This is a genomic window from Bradyrhizobium macuxiense (genome assembly GCF_001542415.1).
GTDB lineage: Bacteria > Pseudomonadota > Alphaproteobacteria > Rhizobiales > Xanthobacteraceae > Bradyrhizobium > Bradyrhizobium macuxiense.
Genome location: NZ_LNCU01000113.1, coordinates 26,526 through 47,182, shown reverse-complemented (window position 1 = coordinate 47,182; position 20,657 = coordinate 26,526). Strand labels below are relative to the sequence as shown.

Genomic DNA, 20,657 nt, shown 5'->3' with positions numbered 1-20,657 from the left:
GGAGGATCCGATGATTTTCAAGGCCACTGAGATCGAGGACGCCTATACGGTAGAGCTCGACAAGCGAGTGGACAGCCGCGGCTTCTTTGCCCGCGGCTGGTGCAGCCAGGAATTCGAGGATCGCGGTCTCCCCAACCGGATCGTCCAGATGAATATCTCCTTCAACCGGCGCAAGCACACGCTGCGCGGCTTCCACTACCAGGTCGCACCGTATCAGGAGGACAAGCTTCTGCGCTGCATTCACGGCGCTGTGCACGACGTGCTGCTCGATTTGAGGCCGGACTCACCTACCTTCATGCGTCACATAGCGGTCGAGCTTAGCGCGGAGAACCGCCGCATGCTCCTCGTCCCGAAAGGCTGCGCGAACGCCTTCCTGACCCTCGCGGACGACACGGAGGTTACGTATCTCGTGTCCGAGTTCTACACGCCGGCCGCTGAGCGGGGTGTGCGCTGGAACGATCCGGCGTTTGGCGTCGCGTGGCCCGCCGAGCCTGCCGTCATCTCCGAAAAGGACAGCAGTTGGCCTGATTTTGTAGGCGAGCGCAGGCTCGTCGCGACTGCCGATCAAGAGTAGACAGCATGTTCATCGTCGACCGCGAGCTGGAGCGGCTGCAAAGGGCCGGAACCCCAATCAGGGTTGGAATGGTGGGCGCCGGGTTCATGGCCAAGGGCATCGTGCGCCAGATGCTGCACTATACCAAGGGCATGGAACTCGCGGCGATTTCCAACCGTCATCTTGAGGGAGCCCGCAAGGCCTACGCCGAATCCGGCGAGAGCAATGTCAGGCATGTGCGCACCGCAGACGAGCTGGACGACTGCATCGCCCGGGGCCAGCGCGCGATCACCGAAGATCCAATGCTCCTTTGCGACGCTAATGGCATCGATTTGATTCTGGAAGTCACTGGTGCGATCGAATTCGCGGCCCACGTGGTCATGCGGGCAATCACCCGAGCCAAGCACGTCGTCATGATGAACGCCGAACTCGATGGCACCCTCGGCCCGATCCTGAAGATTCATGCTGACCGCGCTGGCGTCGTCATCACGAACACGGAAGGCGACCAGCCTGGCGTCATCATGAATCTGTACCGGTGGGTGAAGGGATTGGGGATCAGGCCCGTTCTGTGCGGGAACATCAAGGGTCTGCACGACCCCTACCGCAATCCCACAACCCAGGAAGGGTTCGCCAGAAAATGGGGAATGAAGGCCCCGATGGTCACGTCTTTCGCAGACGGCACCAAAATATCTTTCGAGAACGCGATCGTTGCCAATGCAACGGGCATGCGGGTCGCCAGGCGCGGGATGCACGGTCCCGTCGTCGAGCCCGGCACCCCGATCCAGGAAGCAGTCAACTGGTACCCGATCGACGAACTCCTCGAGGGTCCCGGTATCGTTGATTACTGCGTGGGAGCGATGCCGAACCCAGGCATATTCGTACTAGGGACAACTGACGATACGATCGAGAAGCACTATTTATCGCTCTACAAGATGGGAGCGGGCCCGCTCTACTGCTTCTACTGGCCCTATCATCTTTGTCACTTTGAAGTCCCGTTCACGATTGCCCGCGCGGCGATCTTCAAGGATGCAGCAATCACTCCGCTCGGTGCGCCGTGCGTCGACGTGGTTGCAGCCGCGAAGAGGGATCTCAAGGCCGGAGAGGTCCTGGACGGACTTGGCCAGTACATGACCTACGGCTTGTGCGAGAACGCGCACGTCGTTCACGCCGAGCGCCTTCTTCCGATCGGCCTCGCCGAAGGCTGTCGTCTTCGGCGAAACATCGCGCGAGACCAGGTGCTCGGATATCATGACGTCGAGATTCCGGCAGGCCGATTGTGCGATGCGCTGCGCCGGGAGCAAGATACTCTCTTTTTTGGCAGCCCATCATCCATACGCTCTGAGGCTGCGCTGAGTGCCTAAGCCGAACTAGTCGCAGGGAACCTTGGCAGCTTGCACCGCCGCCTCACGGCGATCGCGCAATCGCTTGATCAACCCTGCGGCCGGTTCTGGTCGTACAGCACCCTCACCCGGATCGTGCCGTTAATGGCTTTCAGCTCGGCCAAAAGTCCTTCGCCCTCGCCGCCGACAATGTCAGTCTCGAGCACGACGTAGCCGACTTCCGGATCGGTCTGCAGGTATTGCGCCAGAATGTTGATCCCGTGCCGGGAGACCGCGTCGTTAACCTGACGCATGACGCCCGGAATGTTGCGGTGAACATGGATGAAGCGGGTACCGGTCGGCCGCGCCGGCAATTGCACCTGCGGAAAATTGACCGCACCGAAGGTCGAGCCGACATCGGAATAATCTATCAGCTTACGCGCCACCTCGCCGCCGATGCGATCCTGCGCTTCTTCCGTCGAACCGCCGACATGCGGCGTGAGGATCACATTGGACAGTCCTTGCAACGGCGAGACAAAGCGCGCCTCGTTCGACGCCGGTTCGACCGGAAACACATCGACCGCAGCACCTGCCAGGCGGCCCTCACGCAAGGCGCTCGCCAGCGCATCGAGATCGACCACGGTGCCGCGCGAATTATTGATCAAAAAGGCCTCGGGCTTCATCAGCTGAAGTTGGGCCGGGCCGATCATATTGGCGGTAGCTGGGGTCTCCGGTACATGCAGCGATACGACGTCGCTCGCTGCGAGCAAGGCGTCAAGCGAATCGGCAGGCTCGGTATTACCGTGACGCAGCTTGTCGGTCTGATCAAAATAGATCACGCGCATGCCCATGGCTTCCGCGAGGTTCGATAGTTGCGAGCCGATATTGCCGTAGCCGACGATGCCCAACGTCTTGCCGCGGACCTCACGGCTGCCTTCGGCGGATTTGTCCCAGCCGCCGGCATGTGCGGAGATCGAACGCGGAAATATCCGGCGGAACAGCATCACGACCTCGGCGATGGTCAACTCGGCGACGCTGCGAGTATTGGAATATGGCGCGTTGAATACCGGGATCCCGAGCTTTCGCGCGACGTCGAGATCGACTTGATTGGTGCCGACCGAAAAACAGCCGACGACGAGCAGGCGGTCGGCGGCCTCCAGGACTTCCGCGGTCAACTGCGTCCGCGAACGAATTCCCAACATATGGATGCCCGAAAGCGCTTGCTTGAGTTCTTCCCGTCCCAGCGCCTTGGGCAGACGTTGCAGCTCGGTATAGCCATTGGCCTCGAACATCCGGGCCGCAGAATCGTTCACGCCTTCCAGCAGCAGGACGCGTATCTTGGTTTTGGGAAGCGATAACATCTTGGATATCCAGTTTTATAAGTCCGGGCGGCGGCTCTCGGACGAGCGCAATTTGGACAAACCACATGATAGCATGAAGCGCAATTGTATCGGGAGGCCCGCAGAAGGCGCTTCCGCCGGCTCCTGCTGGAGGGACCAAACGGGCAGGCGCAGCGCCGATCACGACGCGATGCCGTCGAGATCAACCATGTCCCCGAGCGGAACCCAGTTGGCGCCAACGAAGCACGTTCAGAAGGTTCCGCGCGTGAGTTCTTCGTCGCCGACCGCAATGTCGATCGCACCTAAACCGCGCGGTTTGCGCCCTTCAACCGATCCGCCATGCGCTCAGCGATGGCGACCGTGGTCAGATGGGTGTTGGCGCGCGGGACCTCCGGCATGATCGAGGCATCGATCACGCGCAACCCAGTGCATCCGATGACCCGGCATTCGTGATCGACGACCGAGCGCGCATCGTCCGGTGCGCCCATGCGGCAGGTGCCGCTCGCGTGCTGCGCGTCGCTGCACTCGGCGAACAGCCAGTCATCCAGCTCTGAGCCGCCGAGTGGATCCTTCATCGACCGCCCGCTGGCGTCATAATCGACGCGGTCGGCGATATCGGTCACTGCAGGCTGCAGGCAGATATCACGCAGGCGGCGGACGCCGTCGCGCATGCGCACCAGATCGCGAGGATCGGACAGCATGCGCTCCTCGACCGCCGGATCGACCTCTGGGTCAGCAGTGGTGATGCGGACGTGGCCCTGGCTGAAGGCCTGATAGACGGAGACGGCGATGCGTCCCAGCGTCACTTCAGTCATCGATTGCGGCGAGCGGGCAAGGTTGCCGGCGATCATGATCATGTCGTTGTCGCCGGCATCTGCGAGCCCGGACGAGTAGCGGAGGCAGCAATTGGTGTGCCGGTGCATCAGCGTGCTGACCTGGCTGCCTTCGCGCAAATGCAGCAATGCATTCACGATCGGATGGTCGAGCAGGTTCTCGCCCACAGGCAGATCCGCGCGGATCGGGATACCAAGCGTCTCCAACAGGGCGGCGGGCCCGATGCCGGATCGTTGCAGGATGGCCGGCGAATGGATGGCGCCGGCGCAGAGGATCACCTCGCGCGCCGCGCGGGACGTGCAGGATTGGCCGTTCACGCGGACCAGGACGCCGCTGGCGTGCAGCCGGTTGCCCTCGAAGGTGACGGTGTCGACCAGGGCGTGACCGACGACGTCGAGATTGGCGCGACCGCGCGCCGGCTCGAGGTAGCCGTCATTGGTGGAGATCCGCAAGCCAGCCTCGCTGTTGATGGCGTAGGGCGAGACGCCGGTGCCGGTCGGCGCGTTGTGATCCTCACACCAGCCATAGCCGAGCGCGAGCGCGGACGAGCGCAGCGCCCGATCGACATTGCCCCAATCCGGGATCGGAGCGCGATACACCGGGATCGGACCGCGATCGCCGTGATAGGCAGCGTCGGGGAAGTTCTTGTCGGTTTCGAGCTTGCAGAAATAGGGCAGCATCTCGTCCCACGACCAACCCGTGCAGCCCGCGGCTGCCCAGCGGTCGATGTCGTCGGGCACGGCGCGGATCGCGATCTGGCCGTTGATGGTCGAGCTGCCGCCCATGGCGCGACCGCGCCAGAGCAGCACCGGCTGCTGCCGCTCGGTGCGTCGCGCCAAGAGCTTCGGCCAGCGGAAGTCATCATCGCCGATGGCGCGCATCGGGTTCGGGATGCGGATGTGTTCCGGCGTGGTCGCGGTACGCAGATCTTGTCCGGCCTCGAGCAGCAGCACACGATGAATTGGGTCTTCGCTGAGGCGTGCCGCCAGTGTCGCTCCGGCGGAACCTCCGCCGATGATGATCGTGTCGTATTCCTGTTCAATCACGTCCGGTCACTTCCACTGCATGCGCTCTTTTGGCGGCGCAAAAAAACGCGGCGAAGAACGCTTCGCCGGCGTCGGCTGTCCATCTCTGGAGTACGGTCATCGTATACCGCAGGTCGGCCACAGGAAACCGAAACCAAACGGACGCCCAAGAAAGCAACGAAGCGAAGAATGCCAGCGACGGTCCGCCACTGGCATTCGAGTTGTATGTTCGCAAGCCTCTCGGACTGCCTAAACCTTGAAATAACCCGGCTGGCCGATATCCGCGATCAAACCGATCCCAGTCGGCGTCCAGCCCAACCGCTGCTGCGTCAAGGCGCTGGAGGCCGGCATGTCCAAGCCGGCGAACATGGCCAACGGCCCGTAATAATCGCCCGCCTCTTCCTTCTTGATTGAAACCACCGGTACATTCAGCGCGCGGCCGATCACGTCGATGACCTGGCGCATGGGGACGCCCTCCTCGCCGACGGCGTGATAAATTCCGTCCGTCGCGCCCTTCTCCAACGCAAGCCGGTACAGGCGGGCAACATCGCGCCGATGCGCCGCAGCCCAGCGTTCGCTGCCTTCGCCGACATAGGCAGCGGTGCCCTTTTTTCGCGCGAGCTCGAGCAGATAAGTGATCAACCCAGCCTTCCCGTCGGCACCATGCACTTGCGGCAGGCGGATGGTCATCGCCCGCACACCACGCGAGGCATAGGCCAAACCCGCCTGCTCGGACACACGCGGAACATGCGGGCTGGATTCGCGTCGCATGTCTTCATTGATCAGCACACCTGGCGCGATGAGGCCCGTTCCAGAGGTCACGATGAATGGCTTGTTCGTGCCGGCCAGCACATCGCCCATTGCTGCGATGGCGGCCTTGTCGATTGCACCATTCTCCGCGAACTTTGCGAAATCATGGATGAAGGCCAGATGGATCACGCCGTCTGCATCCGTTGCGCCGCTCCTCAGGCTTTCGAGATCTTGCAGCGAGCCGCGATGAACCTCCGCGCCCAGTTTCCGGAGCGTCTCGACATTCGCTTCCGAGCGCGCGAGGCCGACGACCTGATGCCCGCTGGCGATGAGTTCCTTGGTGGTTTCGGTGCCGATAAATCCCGCGGCACCGGTGATGAATACGCGCATGAGAAGCTCTCCCTGTTCAGAGTGCCGGAATATTGCTATGGTCCTCATTCGGGTAAAGTAGTGAGATTATACGGGTATAATTGCTAACTGGATGAACGACGTGAACTCGCTCGGGGCATACCTTCGGGATCGTCGCGCCAAGCTCGATCCCACGGCATTCGGCTTTGCGCTGAAGCGGCGGCGAACGCCGGGACTTCGGCGCGAAGAGGTGGCGCAGCGCGCGAATGTGAGCGCCACATGGTACACTTGGCTTGAGCAGGGGCGCGGCGGTGCGCCCTCCGCCGATGTGCTGGATCGCATAGCTCGCGCCATGATGCTGACCGACGTGGAGCGAGAACATCTGTTTCTGCTCGGTCTGGGCCGGCCACCCGAAGTCCGCTATCACGCGCCCGAAGGCATCTCACCCCGTCTGCAGCGCGTGCTCGACACGCTGGAATACAGTCCCGCCTTTATTCGGACGGCGACATGGGATGTGATCGCGTGGAACAAGCCCGCCGCGACGGTCCTCACGGACTACAGCACACTGCCCGAGGGACAACGCAATGTTCTGCGCATGATGTTCCGTGACAGCCGCGTGCGCGCGGCGCAGAAAAACTGGCAAACTGTCGCGCGCTATGTGGTGGCGTCCTTCCGCGCCGATGTGGCGCGCGCCGGTGCGGCGCGCAATGTGCAATCGCTGGTCGATGAGCTCTCCGCGACAAGCCCTGAATTCGCAGCCATGTGGCGTGACAACGACGTGCAAGGTCATGGCGATGGCGTGAAGGTCCTGCATCACCCCACCGCGGGCCCGCTCTCGATGGAATTCTCTGCGTTTGCCGTCGGTGGCCGGCCTGACCTCAATATGGTGATCTACAATCCCGCAACGCCCGCGGACAAGGACAAGATCCGGGCGCTTCTGAAGTCTCGACCGAAGTAGGCGCGCACCATCCCGCTGAAAGGCAATCGCAGCGTTCCGATCTCGTTAGCCACTATCTCTACCGTGGAGGCGGGCTGGCAGCGGCAGGAGCTTTACCAGCCCCTCTTCAGATCTTTGTCTCTCCGATCGACCACGGCATGCTTTCTCCGCCGCGGAACACCACGACCTCTTCGCTCTCGACCGGAACGGCCAGAGGGGCAGTTCCGGGGCTTCGCTTGAGTTCGATCGTGCCGGTATTAGCGGGCACACCGTAGAATCGCGCTCCGTTCAAGGACGCGAACGCCTCCAGCCTGTCGAGGGCGCTCTCTTCATCGAACACCTGGGCGTAGGTCTGCAAGGCGGTCGCGCCGACGAACACCCCCGCGCAGCCGCAGGCGGCTTCCTTGGCCTTGGAGAGATGTGGTGCGGTGTCGGTGCCGATAAAGAAGCACGGCTCTCCGGAAGTTGCGGCCTTGCGTAGCGCCTGTCGGTGGTGCTCCCGCTTGGCGACCGGCAAGCAATAGAGATGGGGACGCAATCCGCCCTGGAACAGTGAGGTCCGGTTGATGACGAGATGGTGCGGTGTAATCGTCCCTGCCACGCGTGGCTGATGGTCGCGCACGATGGCGACCGCCTCTTCGGTGGTGGCGTGCTCGACCACGACTTTCAATCCGGGATGCTCACGCAGCAGCGGCAACAGCGTCCGCTCCATGAACACGGCCTCGCGATCGAAGATGTCGACATCAGGATCGGTTACCTCCCCGTGGATCAGCAGCGGCATGCCGATCCGCTCCATGCGCTCCAGCACAGGCCGGATCTTGGCGATGTTCGAGACGCCGTGGTGGGAGTTGGTCGTGGCACCGGCGGGATAAAGCTTGGCCGCAATCCAGACGCCGGCCGAATGTCCCGCCTCGATCTCGTCCGCCGCGACGGTGTCGGTGAGATAGCAGGTCATCAGCGGCTGGAAGTCGCTTCCGGACGGTCGGGCCGCCAGAATGCGCGAGCGGTAGGCCTCCGCCGCACGCACCGTCGCCACTGGTGGCACGAGGTTGGGCATGATGATGGCCCGGGCGAATTGCGCGGCAGTAAACGGAAGCACCGCTCGCAGCATCGCATCGTCGCGAAGATGCACATGCCAATCGTCCGGCCGCCGGATCCTGATGGTTTCCGCCGTTTGTGCCTTGGCCTTCGAAGAGGCGTCGAAGATTGCATCGAGCGTCATAGGAATTCCGTTCCAGGATACTCAGAAATGGCGCCGCTCGCGCCGAATGTCCTCCGTCTATACCCTGTGATGGGCGAATGACAACATCTCGTGCCTCGCCGGCTTCTCGGTGCTAGCAGCCGATCGCCCTGCCCGGCGCCACGGTCGTCCGGCTACCGCGCCCTACCCCTCCCGGCTCCTCGGAGATGACGCCCTGGTCGAAGGAGACGCCCCTGCTGGCCTCCGCCCAGCCCAGCATGGTGAAACATAAGTCCACTGATTTGGGAATCCCAATCAGTTCAACCTAACCCCATCCCGCTTTAGCCAGGTATGCCTGCAGGACGAACCGGCATTCCTGTGGGCGCTCGTACTTCGTCAGTCGAACTGCCTTGGCTCCAATCCGGGATAGGAATGGGCGAAGGACAACGCCGGCGCGATTACTGCGAACGGTCCGAGGTCCACCCCTTATACTGGGCCACGTTGTCGCGGGTCACGAGCTTCGACGGCAGAAGTTCGACTGTTGAAGCAGGTTTCTGCCCATTGAGAATGCCGACGCCGACCTGCACGGCGCGGCGAGCCATGAAGAACGGATCCTGCGAAGCGGACGCCTGGATTTGCTGCGTCGCCGGATCCTTGAGCGCGACCTCGATGTCGGGTGCGCCGTCGACCGACGTGATGACGATGCCGGAGCGCTGCTGCTGGCGCGCGGCAAGATCAGTACCGATCGCCTGCGGATCGTTGATAGCGAAAATGGCGTCGATCTTGGGGAAGCGGGTCAGATAACCCTGCGCAACCGTCAGGCCTCCCTCACGCGATCCCTTGCCATCCTGATCGCTTGAGAGAACCTTGATCCCGGGAGTCTTGGAGAGGACATTCTTGCAGCCGACCACACGGTCGATCACGGCGGAAACCTGCGGGCCGTTCTCGATGATCACATCGCCTTTGCCGCCGAGCTTGTCGACGATGTACTGACAGGAGACCTCCCCGGCCTGGACGTTATTCGTGGTCACCGTGGCGTCGGCGCCTTCGGCCGCCGTGTCCACGGCGACGACGATGATGCCGGCCGCCTGGGCCTTCTTGATCGCGGGCCCGATCGCCTTGGGATCGCCGGGGTTCAGGAGGATCAGGTCGACACCCGCGGCGATGAAGTTGTCGATCTGGGTCACCTGCCTGCCGAGATCATATTCAAAGCCGACGGTGGTGATCTTAACATTCGGATTGGTCTTCTTGGCCTCGAATTCGGCCCCCTTCGAAAGCGCCACGAAGAACGGGTTGCCCATCGAGCCCAGCGAGATCCCAATTGATTTGAGCTCCTTCGCAAACGATGGAGCAGAGCTGAGGGCGAGCACCATGGCGGCGCCGGCGAACGACATCGTCTTCAACATTGGCTTCCTCCCTGGTCTTTCTTCACCCCGGGGTACGGCTGACCAGTTTGCCGTAACCAGATCCGCATATGGCGGCGGCGCGCGCCCCCTTCAGGTGCGCGCTGAGCCTTGCAGGCGATAACGATCGAGCGCGACGGCACCGATGATCACCAGACCCTTGATCACGTATTGCCAGATGTCGGAGACACCGATGAGAATGAGGCCGTTCGAGAGAACCGCTATGATCAATGCACCGACGAGCGTTCCCCAGATCGAACCGATACCGCCGACGAAGGAGGTGCCACCGAGGATCACGGCGGTGATCGCGTCGAGCTCGTAGGATTGGCCGAGTTGCAGCCCATTGGCCGCATAGAGCCGCGCCGCCTGCATGGCGCCGCCAAGGCCCGCCAGAAGTCCCGACACTCCGTAGACGAAGATCAGCACGGCCCACACCTTGATGCCGGCCAGCCGCGCCGCACTCTCGTTCCCGCCGACCGCATAGATGTGCACGCCGAGGACGGTCCGGCGCAGCACCAGCCAGGAGACAAGGATGACGAGCAATGCGATCACCGACAGCCACGGGATCGACACGACACCTGGAATGAGCGTCAGGGAGCCGTTACCGATGAAAGCATAGGGAATGGAAGGATTGAAGATCGTGGTGTCGGTGCCCAGCAGACGAGCAAAGCCCCGCACGGCGGTCAGCGAACCCAGCGTGACGATGAAGGGCGGCAAACGCAACAGCGCGATCAGCGCACCGTTGATGACACCGAACCCCAGACCCGTGAGCACCGAGACCAGCAGCCAGAACGCCGCAAGATCGGGAATCGTGGATATCGCCAATCCTGCCATCGCCGACGCGGCCAGGATCGAGCCGACCGACAGGTCAATGCCGCCGGTGAGGATGACGAAGGTCATGCCTGCCGCGAGCACGGTGTTGACTGCAGCCTGCTGCAGGACGATGCCGAGATTCTGGCCGGAGAAGAAGCGACCATCCGACAGAAAATGAAAGCCAAGGCAGAGCAGCAGCAGCACCGGCAGCATGCCGGCGGCGCGGACCAGAAGCACCATGCGCTGACGCCTCGTCTCCTGCGCGGCGGCTGCATCGTGAGCCGCGACTGAGCGAACTTGCGTCTGCGGAGAACTGTCAGGCATGCGCGTGCTCCATCCCGGTTGCGAGCGCCATGATGTCCTCCTGACTTAACGGCGACGCCGCCGTGCGCTCCATTTGACCGGCAATTTGCCCCGCACGCATGACAATGACACGGTCGCAGATCCCGATGATTTCAGGCAAATCGGATGAGATGACCAGGATTGCGGTGCCGGATTTCGCGAGATTATCGATGATGGAATAGATCTCGGACTTGGCTCCGACGTCGACGCCGCGCGTCGGTTCGTCGAGGATCAGGACTTTTGGTGTGGTCGCGAGCAGGCGCGACAGCAGCACCTTCTGCTGGTTGCCGCCGGACAGCACGCCGGCCGAGACGCCGACATTGGCGGCACGGATACCGAGGGCGGTGAATGCCTTGCTGGCTCGGTCGCGGGCCGTGTCGCGATCGAGGATGCAGCCGAGCTTCGCATCCCGGCCGAGCACGGCGAGGTTGATATTGTCGAGACACGACATGTCCAGGAACAGCCCGAGGGACCTCCGGTCCTCGGTCAGATAGGCAATTCCAGCGTCGAGCGCCTCGCCGGGCGTACGGATATCGATTGGACGGCCTTCGATCTCGATATGGCCGGCAGTCTTGGGCGACGCTCCGATGATGAGATGCGCAAGCTCGGTGCGGCCCGCCCCGATCAGGCCGGCGAGGCCGACCACCTCGCCGGCATGTACGGTGAGCGAACAGCCGCGGACGCGTCGCCCATCGGCCAGGCCGGTCGCCGTAAGCACCACATGCCCCCGCCCCGCTGCCGGATCATGATCCTTCTTGTAGAAAGTGGAGACATCGCGCCCGACCATCAGCCGAACGATCGTGTCTGCGCGGATCTCGGCCTTGTCGAGCGAGCCCACCAGCCGGCCGTCGCGCAGCACCGTCACCCGGTCGCCCAGCGCGCAAATCTCGTCCATCCGATGCGAGATGTAGATGATGGCAAGACCTTCGGCACGAAGTTGGCGAATCAGTGCGAACAGCCGCTCGCTCTCACCCGCCGATAATGCCGTGGTCGGTTCGTCCATGATCAGGATTTTCGACCTCGCGTGCAGCGCACGAGCGATCTCGACGAGCTGACGCTGGCCCATGGACAGCTGCGCCACCGGGGTCGACGGCAGGAAATCCGCTCCCAACCGCGCGAGTATCGGGCCGACGCCGAGACGCATGGCGCCGCGCGCAAGCAACCCCGAACGCGACATCTCGCGGCCGAGATAGATGTTCTCGGCGACGCTCAAATTGGGGGCTAGCGACAATTCCTGATAGATGATCGAGATGCCGGCCGCACGGCCACCCAGGGGGCCTTCGATCCGCACGGGCCTGCCCTCGATCCGAATCTCGCCGCCGGGATCGGGCCTGTACGCCCCGGATAGAATCTTCATCAGCGTCGATTTTCCGGCGCCGTTCTCTCCCATCAAGGCATGAATCTCACCGGCGTGGACGGTGAGATCGACGCTGCGCAGCGCCCTGATGCCGAAGAAGGATTTCGAGACTCCGCGCATTTCCAGGATCGGATCGCTCATTATGCCTCCCGGCGCACACGGCTTTTTGTCCGTGGTTCGTCTGCGCTACCTCATACGAAGGACTCACATTCCTTGTGCGATCTTTCCTGATCGACGAAGGTCGCGCGCCCTCTTCCGAAGCTGGAAGAGGACGCGCTGGAACGTTGGGGGGCAGCGAACGTTCCTACTTCAACATCGTCGCAACGTTGTCCTTTGTCACAACGTCGAGACCGGTATAGATGATCTCGGGCACCTTCTGGCCCTTCTTGATGGCAAGGAGGGTGTCCATCGCTTTTTCGCCCATCTCGAACGGACGCTGGCCGATCAGCGCATTGGCGTAACCCTCGTTCAGCAGCTCAAGTTGCATCTTGAGAGTGTCGGCCGCGACGATCGTGAACTTGCCAGCGTCCATCTCCTTCTTGCTCTTGCTGGCGAACGCCTTGAATCCTTCCGGCGCGAACATGGGCCAGCCGCCGACCGGGATGATCGCCGCAAGGTCGGGCGTCGCGGTGCGCAGATCCGTCATCTGCTGCACGGCGAGCGCGGGATCGTCGTTGCAGAAGCTTGGCGAGCCCGGGACTTCGGTCCACTTCGAGCCCTTGAGCGCTTCGCGGACGCCATTGACACGTTCGGCCAGATTCTCCGCACCCGGTCCGCCGGAGATCATTGCGTATTTGCCGCCGTCGGGCCGGAGCTTCAGCAATTGCTTGCCGAGTGCGACGCCGAACTCCTTGTTGTTGGTTCCGATATAGGAAATGCGCTTCGAGCTCGGCGCGTCCGAGTCAAACGTGATGACGGGAATGCCGGCTGCCGTCGCCGCCTCGATCGATTTGGTCATCGCGGCAACATCGGCAACCGAGATGGCCAGGCCGTCCACCTTCTGGGTGACGAAATCCTGGATGATCTGCGCTTGCGTCGCCGGCTCGTGCTCGACAGGGCCCTTATAGGTGCATTCGACGTTGCCGAGCTCCTTGGCGCGTTTCTCGCAGCCGTCGCGCGCGAAATCGAAGAACGGATTGTTCATGGCCTTGGGCACGATCACGAATTTGTAGCTCTGGGCAAATCCGGGCGTCGTCATCGCGGCGAGGACCATGCCGGCTAGAAGTAGCTTCCTCATTGCTTCCCTCCACTTTTTATCGTGCCTATCCCTTGAAATCAGCGGCTCCGGGAGGCGGATAGACGATCGTTTCGTTATCCTCCCGGAGGAATTCTTCAGGCCATGCGCGATCGGATACGATCGACGAGCACTGCCACGATGATGATCACACCCACCAGGGCTTGCTGCCAATAGGAGTTGACTTGTGCGAGCACGAGGCCATTGCGGATCACCTCGAGCAGCACGCAGCCGACAATGGCCCCAAGCGGGCCGCCGACGCCGCCGGCGAGATTGGCACCGCCGATGACGGCGGCGGCAATGACGTTGAGCTCGTACGACGTCGCCATGTTTGCCGGTGCGGATCCCAGCCAGCCGGAGACGATGATGCCTTGCAGACCCGCCGCGAGCGCGCAGATCACATAGACTTCGATCTTCACGCGCACGACCGGAACGCCGGTCAGCGCCGCCGCCTTCTCATTGCCGCCGATGGCGAAGACGTAGCGGCCGAAGCTGGTGTGGTGCAGCACAACCGCCATCGCCACCGCGAGAACCACCAGATAGATGAACGGCGCAGGCATGCCGAACACAACGCCCGATGTCAGCGCGTAGAAATAGTCGGCGTCGGGACCGCTGGGAAAACTGCCGCGGCCGTTGGACACGACGTAGCCGAGGCCACGCACGATCGAGAGCATGCCAAGCGTGGTGACGAAAGGCGACAGCCCAAGCACGGCGATGCAGAAGCCGTTGACGAGGCCGACCATCAGCGCGACGCCGAGCCCCGCCAGGACCGAGACGACCAGGATCAAGCCGGGCACGTTGGCGATCACGGTCTTGCCGTCGGCGGCCAGATGCACGAACCACTCCGCGCCAGGCAAACCCGGCGTCGAAATGTGGGTCATGACCATCGAGGTGATCATCGCGGAAAAGCACATCATCGAGCCGACCGAGAGATCGATGCCGGCCGTGATGATGACCAAGGTCACGCCGAGCGTGGCGATGGCGATGAAGGAAAAGTTCTTCGCCACATTCTGCAGATTGCCTTCGGTGAAGAAATACGGGCTGGCGAAGTTCATCACCACGAACAGAGCCACCAGCGCGAGCAGGACATAGCTCGTCTGCGAGGCGAAGAAACCGCTTTGCCACCATTTGGCCCGGCCGACATTGCTGAAGGAGATGGGAGATTCCAGGGGCGTGGCCATCACGCAGCCTCCTTCGCTCCCGTGATGAGGGAGGTGACCTCCTCGGGGCTGGTGTCGCCGATCTCCTTGTCGGCACGCTTCTCGCCGCGGCGCATGACGACGACGCGGTCGCAAACAGCGAACACATCCGGCATGCGGTGGGAGATCAGCATGACAGCGACGCCCTGCTCTTTCAGACGATGGATCAGGCCCAGGACCTGCTCGACCTGGCGGACCGAGATTGCAGCCGTCGGCTCATCCATCATCACGAGCTTGGCATTGGAGAGCCGTGTCCGCGCGATGGCGACCGCTTGACGCTGGCCGCCCGACATCTGCTTGACGAGGTCGTGCGGCCGGGTCTCGGAGCGCAGCTCCCCGAACAGCTCCAACGCGCGCGCTGCCATCGCCTTGTGATCAAGAAAGGCGAGCGGACCAAACTTGCGCTTGAGCTCACGGCCGAGGAAGACATTGGCTGCCGCCGTGAGGTTGTCGGCGAGCGCGAGGTCCTGGTAGACGACCTCGATTCCGACCGCGCGGGCATCGATCGGACGGGCGAAATGAACCGCCTGGCCGTCAAAGCGGATCTCGCCGTGGCTCGGCGGGAAATTGCCGGCGATGATCTTGACGAGCGTCGACTTGCCGGCGCCGTTGTCTCCCATCAAGCCAACCACCTCGCCGGGGAAGATGCAGAGGTCGACGCCATGCAACGCACGAATGGCGCCGAACTCCTTGCCGATGCCCTTCAACTCCAGGACCGGTTGCCCGGCTGCGTGAGGGGTTACCATGGTTGGCCTCGCTCAGACATCCTGGCAGAGCACCACCGGATCAGAAGTGAACCGTGGTGCGCATGCCGAGGACCCAGGCATTGTCGGTCTTCACGCCGGCGGCATTATACCCACGCCCGCCAGGGTTGATCACATACTGGGCGTCGAACTTGAGATTCATCCAGCCGGTCGCCTGCCACCCGTACCAGGCTTCGATCGGGATTTCGTTGCCGCCGGCATTCGGGCTGAGAGCGTTCGAATTGACGTGGGTCGTGCCTACCGCGAAGCCGACTTCGTCGTCGGGACGCCAAGCGAACGTGCCGGTGTGCTTGACGCCCCAGGCAATCTGGTAGTCCTGATACGACGTCCGATGATCGGCAACGGTCGTATTCAGGAAGGTGTACCAGCCCTGCCCCTTGGGACCATCAACGGTCAACCGCTGCAGGATCGATTCATAGAACCCGTAGCGGCCCCGCTGATCGCTCAGATTCTGGTCCGGCACGCCCCCGACGCCCGGAATGGTCGTAATGATGCCTGGGAGGCCGCCATCAATGGTCGACGCGCTGTCATACCAGCCGCCGAACCTCCAGGTCCCGTTCAAAGGTCCGCTCGGCGCCCACACCAATTCCACCGGCACCAGCACGCCAGAGCCGGGGATCGAGCCGGGGACGCCCGGCAGGTAGTAAATGGTGGGATCTGACGTCGTCAGATAATTCGAATTGGAGTCGTATACGCCAACCGACAACTGGAATTCCTTGGCGAAGTTGTAGTGGACCACACCGCCCCATTGGCTCACCGGCCAGTTATAGATGTAGCCGCCCTGGATGTTGCCGGGCTGGCCGCCGCAGAAGGTCAGGTTGATGAACTCGCACTGACCGAAGAAGAAGTCGGAGCCAACTGGAAGACGGCCACCCTTGATTTCAACGAGGCCATTGAAGAGCTTCTGCGAGTAGTAGAGCTCCGTCAGGCGCAGGATGTTTCCGCGGCCGAAGACCTCGTTGGTCAGTTGCAGCGCCGGAATGCCTGCCTCGCTATTCAGATTGTCGCCGAAGCGGTCGACCAGCGTGAGGCCAACGGTGCCGCCCTGGATGCCGGCAAGCTTCGCCATATCGAACTTGGCCCCGAACCAGAGCTGCCCAGCGTTGGCTCCGGTGTTTCTGTTTCCGCCCGACAAGTTGCCGACGGTTTCATTGCCCAGCGTCAGGCCGATATCGATGCCCATCTCCTTCAGCCTCGTCCTGCCGAGATCGCCGAACAAATATGGTCTTGTCCAGAAATCATCGGTCTCGGCATAAGGAAGCGGCGGAGCTTTCGTTAAGAGATCGGCCGCATGCGCTCCACCGCCCAACAGGGATGACAGCGCAATCCCCATGCCGCATACGCGCGCGACGTTTATAGACCTGTCCAACAGCATTTCCATTACTCCCCAGCGTCCTAGGCTTTGTCTGTTCTTGTCACGTCCCGGCCCAAAGCCCTCGAGCCTGGAACGCGCTAGCTCCCCAACACACACACCGATTTCAGTCGCCCTTCACCCCGATAACGAGAGGCCTTTCCTTGATCGAGCTCTCACGCCTGATCACCCGTACCCGTGGGCAACGCAGCCGCGCCGTGCGCCGATGCGCCTTGCTTTCCCTGCGAATGCGTCGATCGCGGCGCGGTACGGGCGAGGCCTTCCAGCGCCGCCTGGCGCCGTCGACGGCTCTGCAATTGCTGATCCGCCAGCACACCAATCAAAATCACCGTTCCCATCACCGCGAAGTTCAGCGAATTGGGGATGCCCAGGATATTCACGAGATTCTGCAGCACCTGCAGCAGCGCCGTCCCCAGCACGATACCGAGAATGGAGCCCTCGCCGCCGCGCAGGCTGCACCCGCCCAGGACGGCAGCCGCGATCGCATAGAGCTCGTAGAAATTCCCGAAGGAACTCGGTGAGACCGAGTTGGTGTAGAACACGAACAGCACGGTCGAGACCGCGGCGAGCCCGCCGCTGATGATGTAGGCGGTCGCAATCACGACATTGGTGTTGATGCCGGAGAAGCGCGCCGCTTCCTCGTTCTTGCCCACGGCATAGAGCCAGCGCCCGTAGACCGAGCGGTGCAGCAACACGCCGAGGATCAGCGCAAGAATGATCAGGAAGATGAAGGTATTCGGGATACCCGCGACATTGCCGGAGGCGATGTTGCTCAGCGTGCTCGCCTCGTCACCGTAGCCGAAGCCGCGTGTTGAATCGCTCGTATAGTAGCGCGCGGCGCCGCGATAGATCAGCAACCCGCACAGCGTCACGATGAAGGGCTGCATTTTCAGCCGTGTGATCAGGAAACCCTGGATACCGCCTAGCGCCAGTCCGCCCATCAGGACCAGCAGCAGCGCGAGAGGCCAGGCAATCTGATACGTCGTCAGAAGGTCGACGAAGACGACGCCAAGCAGCGCGAACATCGAGCCGAGCGAAAGATCGATGCCTCCGGTGATGATCACGAGCCCCTCGCCCAGCGCGAACACACCGAACAGGCCGATCAGATTGGCCATATTCAGCAGGTTCACCCACGACAGGAAGGCTGGATTGATCCCCCCCGTAATGGCGGAGATCACCACCAGCAGCAAGCACAGGCCGAGTTCCTTCTTCATCATTGCAGGGCGGTCTCCAAGGTTTCCAGTTCTTGGCCGACTGCCAGCCGCAACACGTTGTACTCGCTGAACTGATCGCGCTCGAGCACGCCGCTGACGCTCCCCTCGTGCATCACTGCCACCCGGTCGGAGACGCCGATGACCTCCTCCATGTCCGAGGAGATCATCACGATCGCGACTCCCTGGTCGGCGAGGCCGCGCATCAGCGTGTAGATCTCGCTCTTGGCGCCGACATCGATGCCGCGGGTTGGTTCGTCGAAGAACATCACGCGCGGCTGCATGGAAAGCCACTTGCCCAGCACGACTTTTTGCTGGTTGCCGCCGGAGAGCGTCACGGCCTCCATATCGATGCTCGGCGCCCTTATGGACAGGCTCCTCGCCTGCTCTTTCGCGATCTTGCGCTCAGCCGTGCCATTGACCAGCCACATCCGCGCATAATCCAGCAGGCTCGCGAGGGTCACGTTCTCCCTGATCGGCAGTTCCAGCACCAACCCGGACTTCTTGCGGTCCTCCGGCACCAGATAGATCCCCTGCCTGATCGCGTCCCGAGGCGACGCGACATCCACTGGCGCGTTGTCGATCCTGATCTCGCCGCCGAGCAGCGGGTCAATGCCGAAGACCGCGCGGGCAAGCGAGGTGCGGCCGGCGCCAACGAGCCCGGCCAGACCGAGAATCTCGCCGCGCCGAACGGACAGGTTGATCTGCCGGTCGGGAAAGCCGGCCGTCACAACGCCGGCGATATCGCAGCCGCCCGGCTGCGGCGAACGCTTTGGCGGCGTGTACAGCGCCTTCAGGTCGCGACCGATCATCAGCCGGATCATCGCGGCATGAGTCAGCTCGTCCCGCGCCAATTCCCCTACCGTGCGTCCGTCGCGCAGCACCACGACGCGATCGGCGCAGGCCATGATCTCGCCCAGCCGGTGAGAAATATAGATTACCGAGATGCCGTGTGCCTTCAGGTCGGCAATCACCGCCAGCAGCCGTTCAGTCTCCGAAATCGTCAGGCTGGAGGTCGGCTCGTCCATGATGATCACACGGGCGTCGATCGAGAGCGCCTTGGCGATCTCCACCATCTGGCGCTCTGCGATGGACAGGTTGTCGACCAGCGTGTTCGGCGTGAAATCGGCACCCAGCCGCTCCAGCAGCGGCGTCACGCGGGTGTGCATCTCCGCATTGTCGACCAGCTTCAGCGGGCCGCCGGTCAGCTTCTCCCGCCCTATGAAGACGTTGGCCGCGACGTCGAGATTCTCGAACAGGTTCAGTTCCTGGTGCACGAAGGCGATGCCCGCCCGTGTCGCTTCGCTCACCGTCATTCGGGCGTGGTCGTGGCCGCCGATACGAATCACGCCCTCGCTCGGCGCGATCACGCCGCCCAGCACGCGCATCAGCGTCGATTTTCCGGCGCCGTTCTCGCCGATCAGGCCCAGCACCTCGCCGCGGCACACGCGCAAGCTGACATTGTCCAGGGCCCTGATCCCGGGATAGGTCTTGCTGATCCCGCTGAGTTCAAGCAACGTCTCCGCCATATGGCGTATCCTCCCGCACAACGCTCGGCTGCTTGGGGCAGCCGGGCGTTGAAGCACACTGAAGTCACTTCTTCAGCAGTTCCTTCAAAGAGGCGGCGAACTCTGCGACGCTGGACTTGTTGATCACCTTGGTCGGCACGATCAGCTTGCCGTCAGCCGGAATCCAGGACTTGTCCCCGTTCAGCGTTTTGATGATGTTGGTGGCGGAGAGATATCCGAATTCGTACGGCTGCTGCACGACCGTGGATTCGATCGTGCCGTCGGAGATGCCGCGCAATGTGCGCTGGTCCTCGTCGAAGCCGACGATCTTCACCTTGCCGGCCTTGCCCGCCGCCTTCACCGCGTCATAGATCAGCGGCGTCTCGTAGCTCCACAGTCCGGACATCAGCGCAATGTCGGGATATTTGACGAGCACGTTTTCCATGTTCGCCTTGGCTTTGGCGAAGTCCACCTGGTCGGTGAACACGTCGACCAGCTCGACCTTGGTGCCGGCGATCGCTTCCTTGATGCCCTGCACCCGCTCGCGGGCGTTGTCAGCATCCATCGTGCCGACGAACAACGCGATCTTGCCGCCGTTCGGCAGCGCCTTCTTGATCTCCTCGCCCGCCTGTCGCCCGGCGGCGACGTTGTCGGTGCCGATATAGGCGAGACGTTTGCTCTGCGGCGCATCGCTATCCGTCGTGATCAACACCGTCTTGGCCGCAACCTTGTTGAGTTCTTCGGTTGCATGCGGCGCATCGTCTACAGAGATGGAGATGCCGGCGACGCCGCGCACGAGCAGATCGTCCAGTTCGCGCCGTTGACCCGCCGCCGTTCCTTCGTTGGTGACGATCAACTCGATATTGTAGTCCGGGTGCTCCTTCTGGGCCTTCTCAAGCCCGCGGCCGGCGATGATCCAGAAGTCGGCCGCGACATTGGTCACGAGCGCAATGGTCTTTTTCTGCTGCGCCTGCGCTATCCCCGTCGCCATCGCGAGCGCCACTGCGCTCGCCAGCACCGGCACGATCAATTTCTTTATTGGGCCTTTCATATGCACCTCCCCTTTGTCACCCCGATATCGGGGCTTCACGCCCGGCGCTTTTTCTGCACCTTATTTTATTTACGCAGCGAATAAATTAGGAGGGGCAAAATATCCAGTCAAGGATGC

At 62.4% G+C, this 20,657-nt stretch carries 17 protein-coding genes; 3 read left to right on the top strand and 14 right to left on the bottom strand.

All coding sequences use genetic code 11. The features are described from left to right. The first annotated feature begins 10 nt into the window (after positions 1 to 10). Positions 11 to 574 carry a dTDP-4-dehydrorhamnose 3,5-epimerase gene (gene rfbC / locus AS156_RS34040; protein WP_066513751.1) on the top strand — a complete coding sequence of 188 codons (564 nt, stop codon included), beginning with the start codon at positions 11 to 13 and terminating at the stop codon, positions 572 to 574. Positions 575 to 579: 5 nt separating this feature from the next. Continuing rightward, on the top strand, positions 580 to 1,914 hold the full coding sequence (locus AS156_RS34035; RefSeq protein WP_066513739.1) for an NAD(P)H-dependent oxidoreductase: 1,335 nt from the start codon (positions 580 to 582) through the stop codon (positions 1,912 to 1,914). Between the two features lie 68 nt (positions 1,915 to 1,982). On the opposite strand, the gene serA is transcribed toward AS156_RS34035, so the two are convergent. The 3 genes from serA to AS156_RS34015 all read right to left on the bottom strand — a co-directional run bounded on the left by serA (position 1,983) and on the right by AS156_RS34015 (position 6,211). Continuing rightward, positions 1,983 to 3,233, bottom strand: coding sequence for a phosphoglycerate dehydrogenase (gene serA, locus AS156_RS34030; protein ID WP_066513738.1), 1,251 nt, complete (start codon positions 3,231 to 3,233; stop codon positions 1,983 to 1,985). A 281-nt stretch (positions 3,234 to 3,514) separates the two neighbouring features. After that, a complete protein-coding gene (locus AS156_RS34020) occupies positions 3,515 to 5,092 on the bottom strand; it encodes a GMC family oxidoreductase (protein WP_066513736.1) in 1,578 nt (525 codons plus the stop codon). Between the two features lie 228 nt (positions 5,093 to 5,320). Then, complete coding sequence (locus AS156_RS34015; RefSeq protein WP_066513735.1) at positions 5,321 to 6,211, bottom strand: SDR family oxidoreductase; 891 nt, start codon at positions 6,209 to 6,211, stop codon at positions 5,321 to 5,323. 91 nt (positions 6,212 to 6,302) lie between these two features. Between AS156_RS34015 and AS156_RS34010 the strand changes: the two genes are divergently transcribed. Beyond that, positions 6,303 to 7,127, top strand: a complete 825-nt coding sequence (locus AS156_RS34010) for a helix-turn-helix transcriptional regulator (RefSeq protein WP_066513734.1) — start codon at positions 6,303 to 6,305, stop codon at positions 7,125 to 7,127. A gap of 106 nt (positions 7,128 to 7,233) precedes the next feature. On the opposite strand, the gene pyrC is transcribed toward AS156_RS34010, so the two are convergent. The 11 genes from pyrC to AS156_RS33955 form a co-directional block, all read right to left on the bottom strand. Beyond that, positions 7,234 to 8,328 (bottom strand): dihydroorotase, encoded by a 1,095-nt coding sequence (gene pyrC, locus AS156_RS34005; protein ID WP_066513733.1) that lies wholly within the window; start codon positions 8,326 to 8,328, stop codon positions 7,234 to 7,236. A 416-nt stretch (positions 8,329 to 8,744) separates the two neighbouring features. After that, positions 8,745 to 9,692, bottom strand: coding sequence for an ABC transporter substrate-binding protein (locus AS156_RS34000; protein ID WP_066513732.1), 948 nt, complete (start codon positions 9,690 to 9,692; stop codon positions 8,745 to 8,747). Positions 9,693 to 9,782: 90 nt separating this feature from the next. After that, on the bottom strand, positions 9,783 to 10,826 hold the full coding sequence (locus AS156_RS33995; RefSeq protein ID WP_066513731.1) for an ABC transporter permease subunit: 1,044 nt from the start codon (positions 10,824 to 10,826) through the stop codon (positions 9,783 to 9,785). Next, positions 10,819 to 12,342, bottom strand: a complete 1,524-nt coding sequence (locus tag AS156_RS33990) for a sugar ABC transporter ATP-binding protein (RefSeq protein WP_066513730.1) — start codon at positions 12,340 to 12,342, stop codon at positions 10,819 to 10,821. The genes AS156_RS33995 and AS156_RS33990 overlap by 8 nt, the downstream gene beginning before the upstream one ends. Before the next feature lie 163 nt (positions 12,343 to 12,505). Then, a complete protein-coding gene (locus tag AS156_RS33985) occupies positions 12,506 to 13,438 on the bottom strand; it encodes a sugar-binding protein (protein ID WP_066513729.1) in 933 nt (310 codons plus the stop codon). Between the two features lie 95 nt (positions 13,439 to 13,533). Next, complete coding sequence (locus AS156_RS33980; protein WP_066513728.1) at positions 13,534 to 14,616, bottom strand: ABC transporter permease; 1,083 nt, start codon at positions 14,614 to 14,616, stop codon at positions 13,534 to 13,536. After that, positions 14,616 to 15,380, bottom strand: coding sequence for an ATP-binding cassette domain-containing protein (locus tag AS156_RS33975; RefSeq protein ID WP_066513727.1), 765 nt, complete (start codon positions 15,378 to 15,380; stop codon positions 14,616 to 14,618). The genes AS156_RS33980 and AS156_RS33975 overlap by 1 nt, the downstream gene beginning before the upstream one ends. A 40-nt stretch (positions 15,381 to 15,420) precedes the next feature. Beyond that, positions 15,421 to 16,731, bottom strand: coding sequence for a carbohydrate porin (locus AS156_RS33970; protein WP_245313194.1), 1,311 nt, complete (start codon positions 16,729 to 16,731; stop codon positions 15,421 to 15,423). A 194-nt stretch (positions 16,732 to 16,925) separates the two neighbouring features. Next, positions 16,926 to 17,987, bottom strand: a complete 1,062-nt coding sequence (locus tag AS156_RS33965) for an ABC transporter permease (RefSeq protein ID WP_066513726.1) — start codon at positions 17,985 to 17,987, stop codon at positions 16,926 to 16,928. Next, on the bottom strand, positions 17,984 to 19,510 hold the full coding sequence (locus AS156_RS33960) for a sugar ABC transporter ATP-binding protein (RefSeq protein ID WP_066513725.1): 1,527 nt from the start codon (positions 19,508 to 19,510) through the stop codon (positions 17,984 to 17,986). Before AS156_RS33960 ends, AS156_RS33965 begins: the two co-directional genes overlap by 4 nt. A 64-nt stretch (positions 19,511 to 19,574) precedes the next feature. Next, positions 19,575 to 20,540 (bottom strand): sugar-binding protein, encoded by a 966-nt coding sequence (locus tag AS156_RS33955; protein ID WP_066513724.1) that lies wholly within the window; start codon positions 20,538 to 20,540, stop codon positions 19,575 to 19,577. Between the last annotated feature and the right edge of the window lie 117 nt (positions 20,541 to 20,657).

Excerpts from the sequence above, each read along its gene's own strand:
- rfbC (WP_066513751.1), top strand. The coding sequence starts at position 11 with ATGATTTTCAAGGCCACTGAGATCGAGGACGCCTATACGGTAGAGCTC.
- AS156_RS34035 (WP_066513739.1), top strand. The coding sequence starts at position 580 with ATGTTCATCGTCGACCGCGAGCTGGAGCGGCTGCAAAGGGCCGGAACC.
- AS156_RS34010 (WP_066513734.1), top strand. The coding sequence starts at position 6,303 with ATGAACGACGTGAACTCGCTCGGGGCATACCTTCGGGATCGTCGCGCC.
- AS156_RS34000 (WP_066513732.1), bottom strand. The coding sequence starts at position 9,692 with ATGTTGAAGACGATGTCGTTCGCCGGCGCCGCCATGGTGCTCGCCCTC.
- AS156_RS33965 (WP_066513726.1), bottom strand. The coding sequence starts at position 17,987 with ATGATGAAGAAGGAACTCGGCCTGTGCTTGCTGCTGGTGGTGATCTCC.
- AS156_RS33955 (WP_066513724.1), bottom strand. The coding sequence starts at position 20,540 with ATGAAAGGCCCAATAAAGAAATTGATCGTGCCGGTGCTGGCGAGCGCA.
- AS156_RS33975 (WP_066513727.1), bottom strand. The coding sequence starts at position 15,380 with ATGGTAACCCCTCACGCAGCCGGGCAACCGGTCCTGGAGTTGAAGGGC.
- AS156_RS33970 (WP_245313194.1), bottom strand. The coding sequence starts at position 16,731 with ATGGGGATTGCGCTGTCATCCCTGTTGGGCGGTGGAGCGCATGCGGCC.
- AS156_RS33985 (WP_066513729.1), bottom strand. The coding sequence starts at position 13,438 with ATGAGGAAGCTACTTCTAGCCGGCATGGTCCTCGCCGCGATGACGACG.
- AS156_RS33980 (WP_066513728.1), bottom strand. The coding sequence starts at position 14,616 with ATGGCCACGCCCCTGGAATCTCCCATCTCCTTCAGCAATGTCGGCCGG.
- AS156_RS33990 (WP_066513730.1), bottom strand. The coding sequence starts at position 12,342 with ATGAGCGATCCGATCCTGGAAATGCGCGGAGTCTCGAAATCCTTCTTC.
- AS156_RS33995 (WP_066513731.1), bottom strand. The coding sequence starts at position 10,826 with ATGCCTGACAGTTCTCCGCAGACGCAAGTTCGCTCAGTCGCGGCTCAC.
- AS156_RS33960 (WP_066513725.1), bottom strand. The coding sequence starts at position 19,510 with ATGGCGGAGACGTTGCTTGAACTCAGCGGGATCAGCAAGACCTATCCC.
- serA (WP_066513738.1), bottom strand. The coding sequence starts at position 3,233 with ATGTTATCGCTTCCCAAAACCAAGATACGCGTCCTGCTGCTGGAAGGC.
- pyrC (WP_066513733.1), bottom strand. The coding sequence starts at position 8,328 with ATGACGCTCGATGCAATCTTCGACGCCTCTTCGAAGGCCAAGGCACAA.
- AS156_RS34015 (WP_066513735.1), bottom strand. The coding sequence starts at position 6,211 with ATGCGCGTATTCATCACCGGTGCCGCGGGATTTATCGGCACCGAAACC.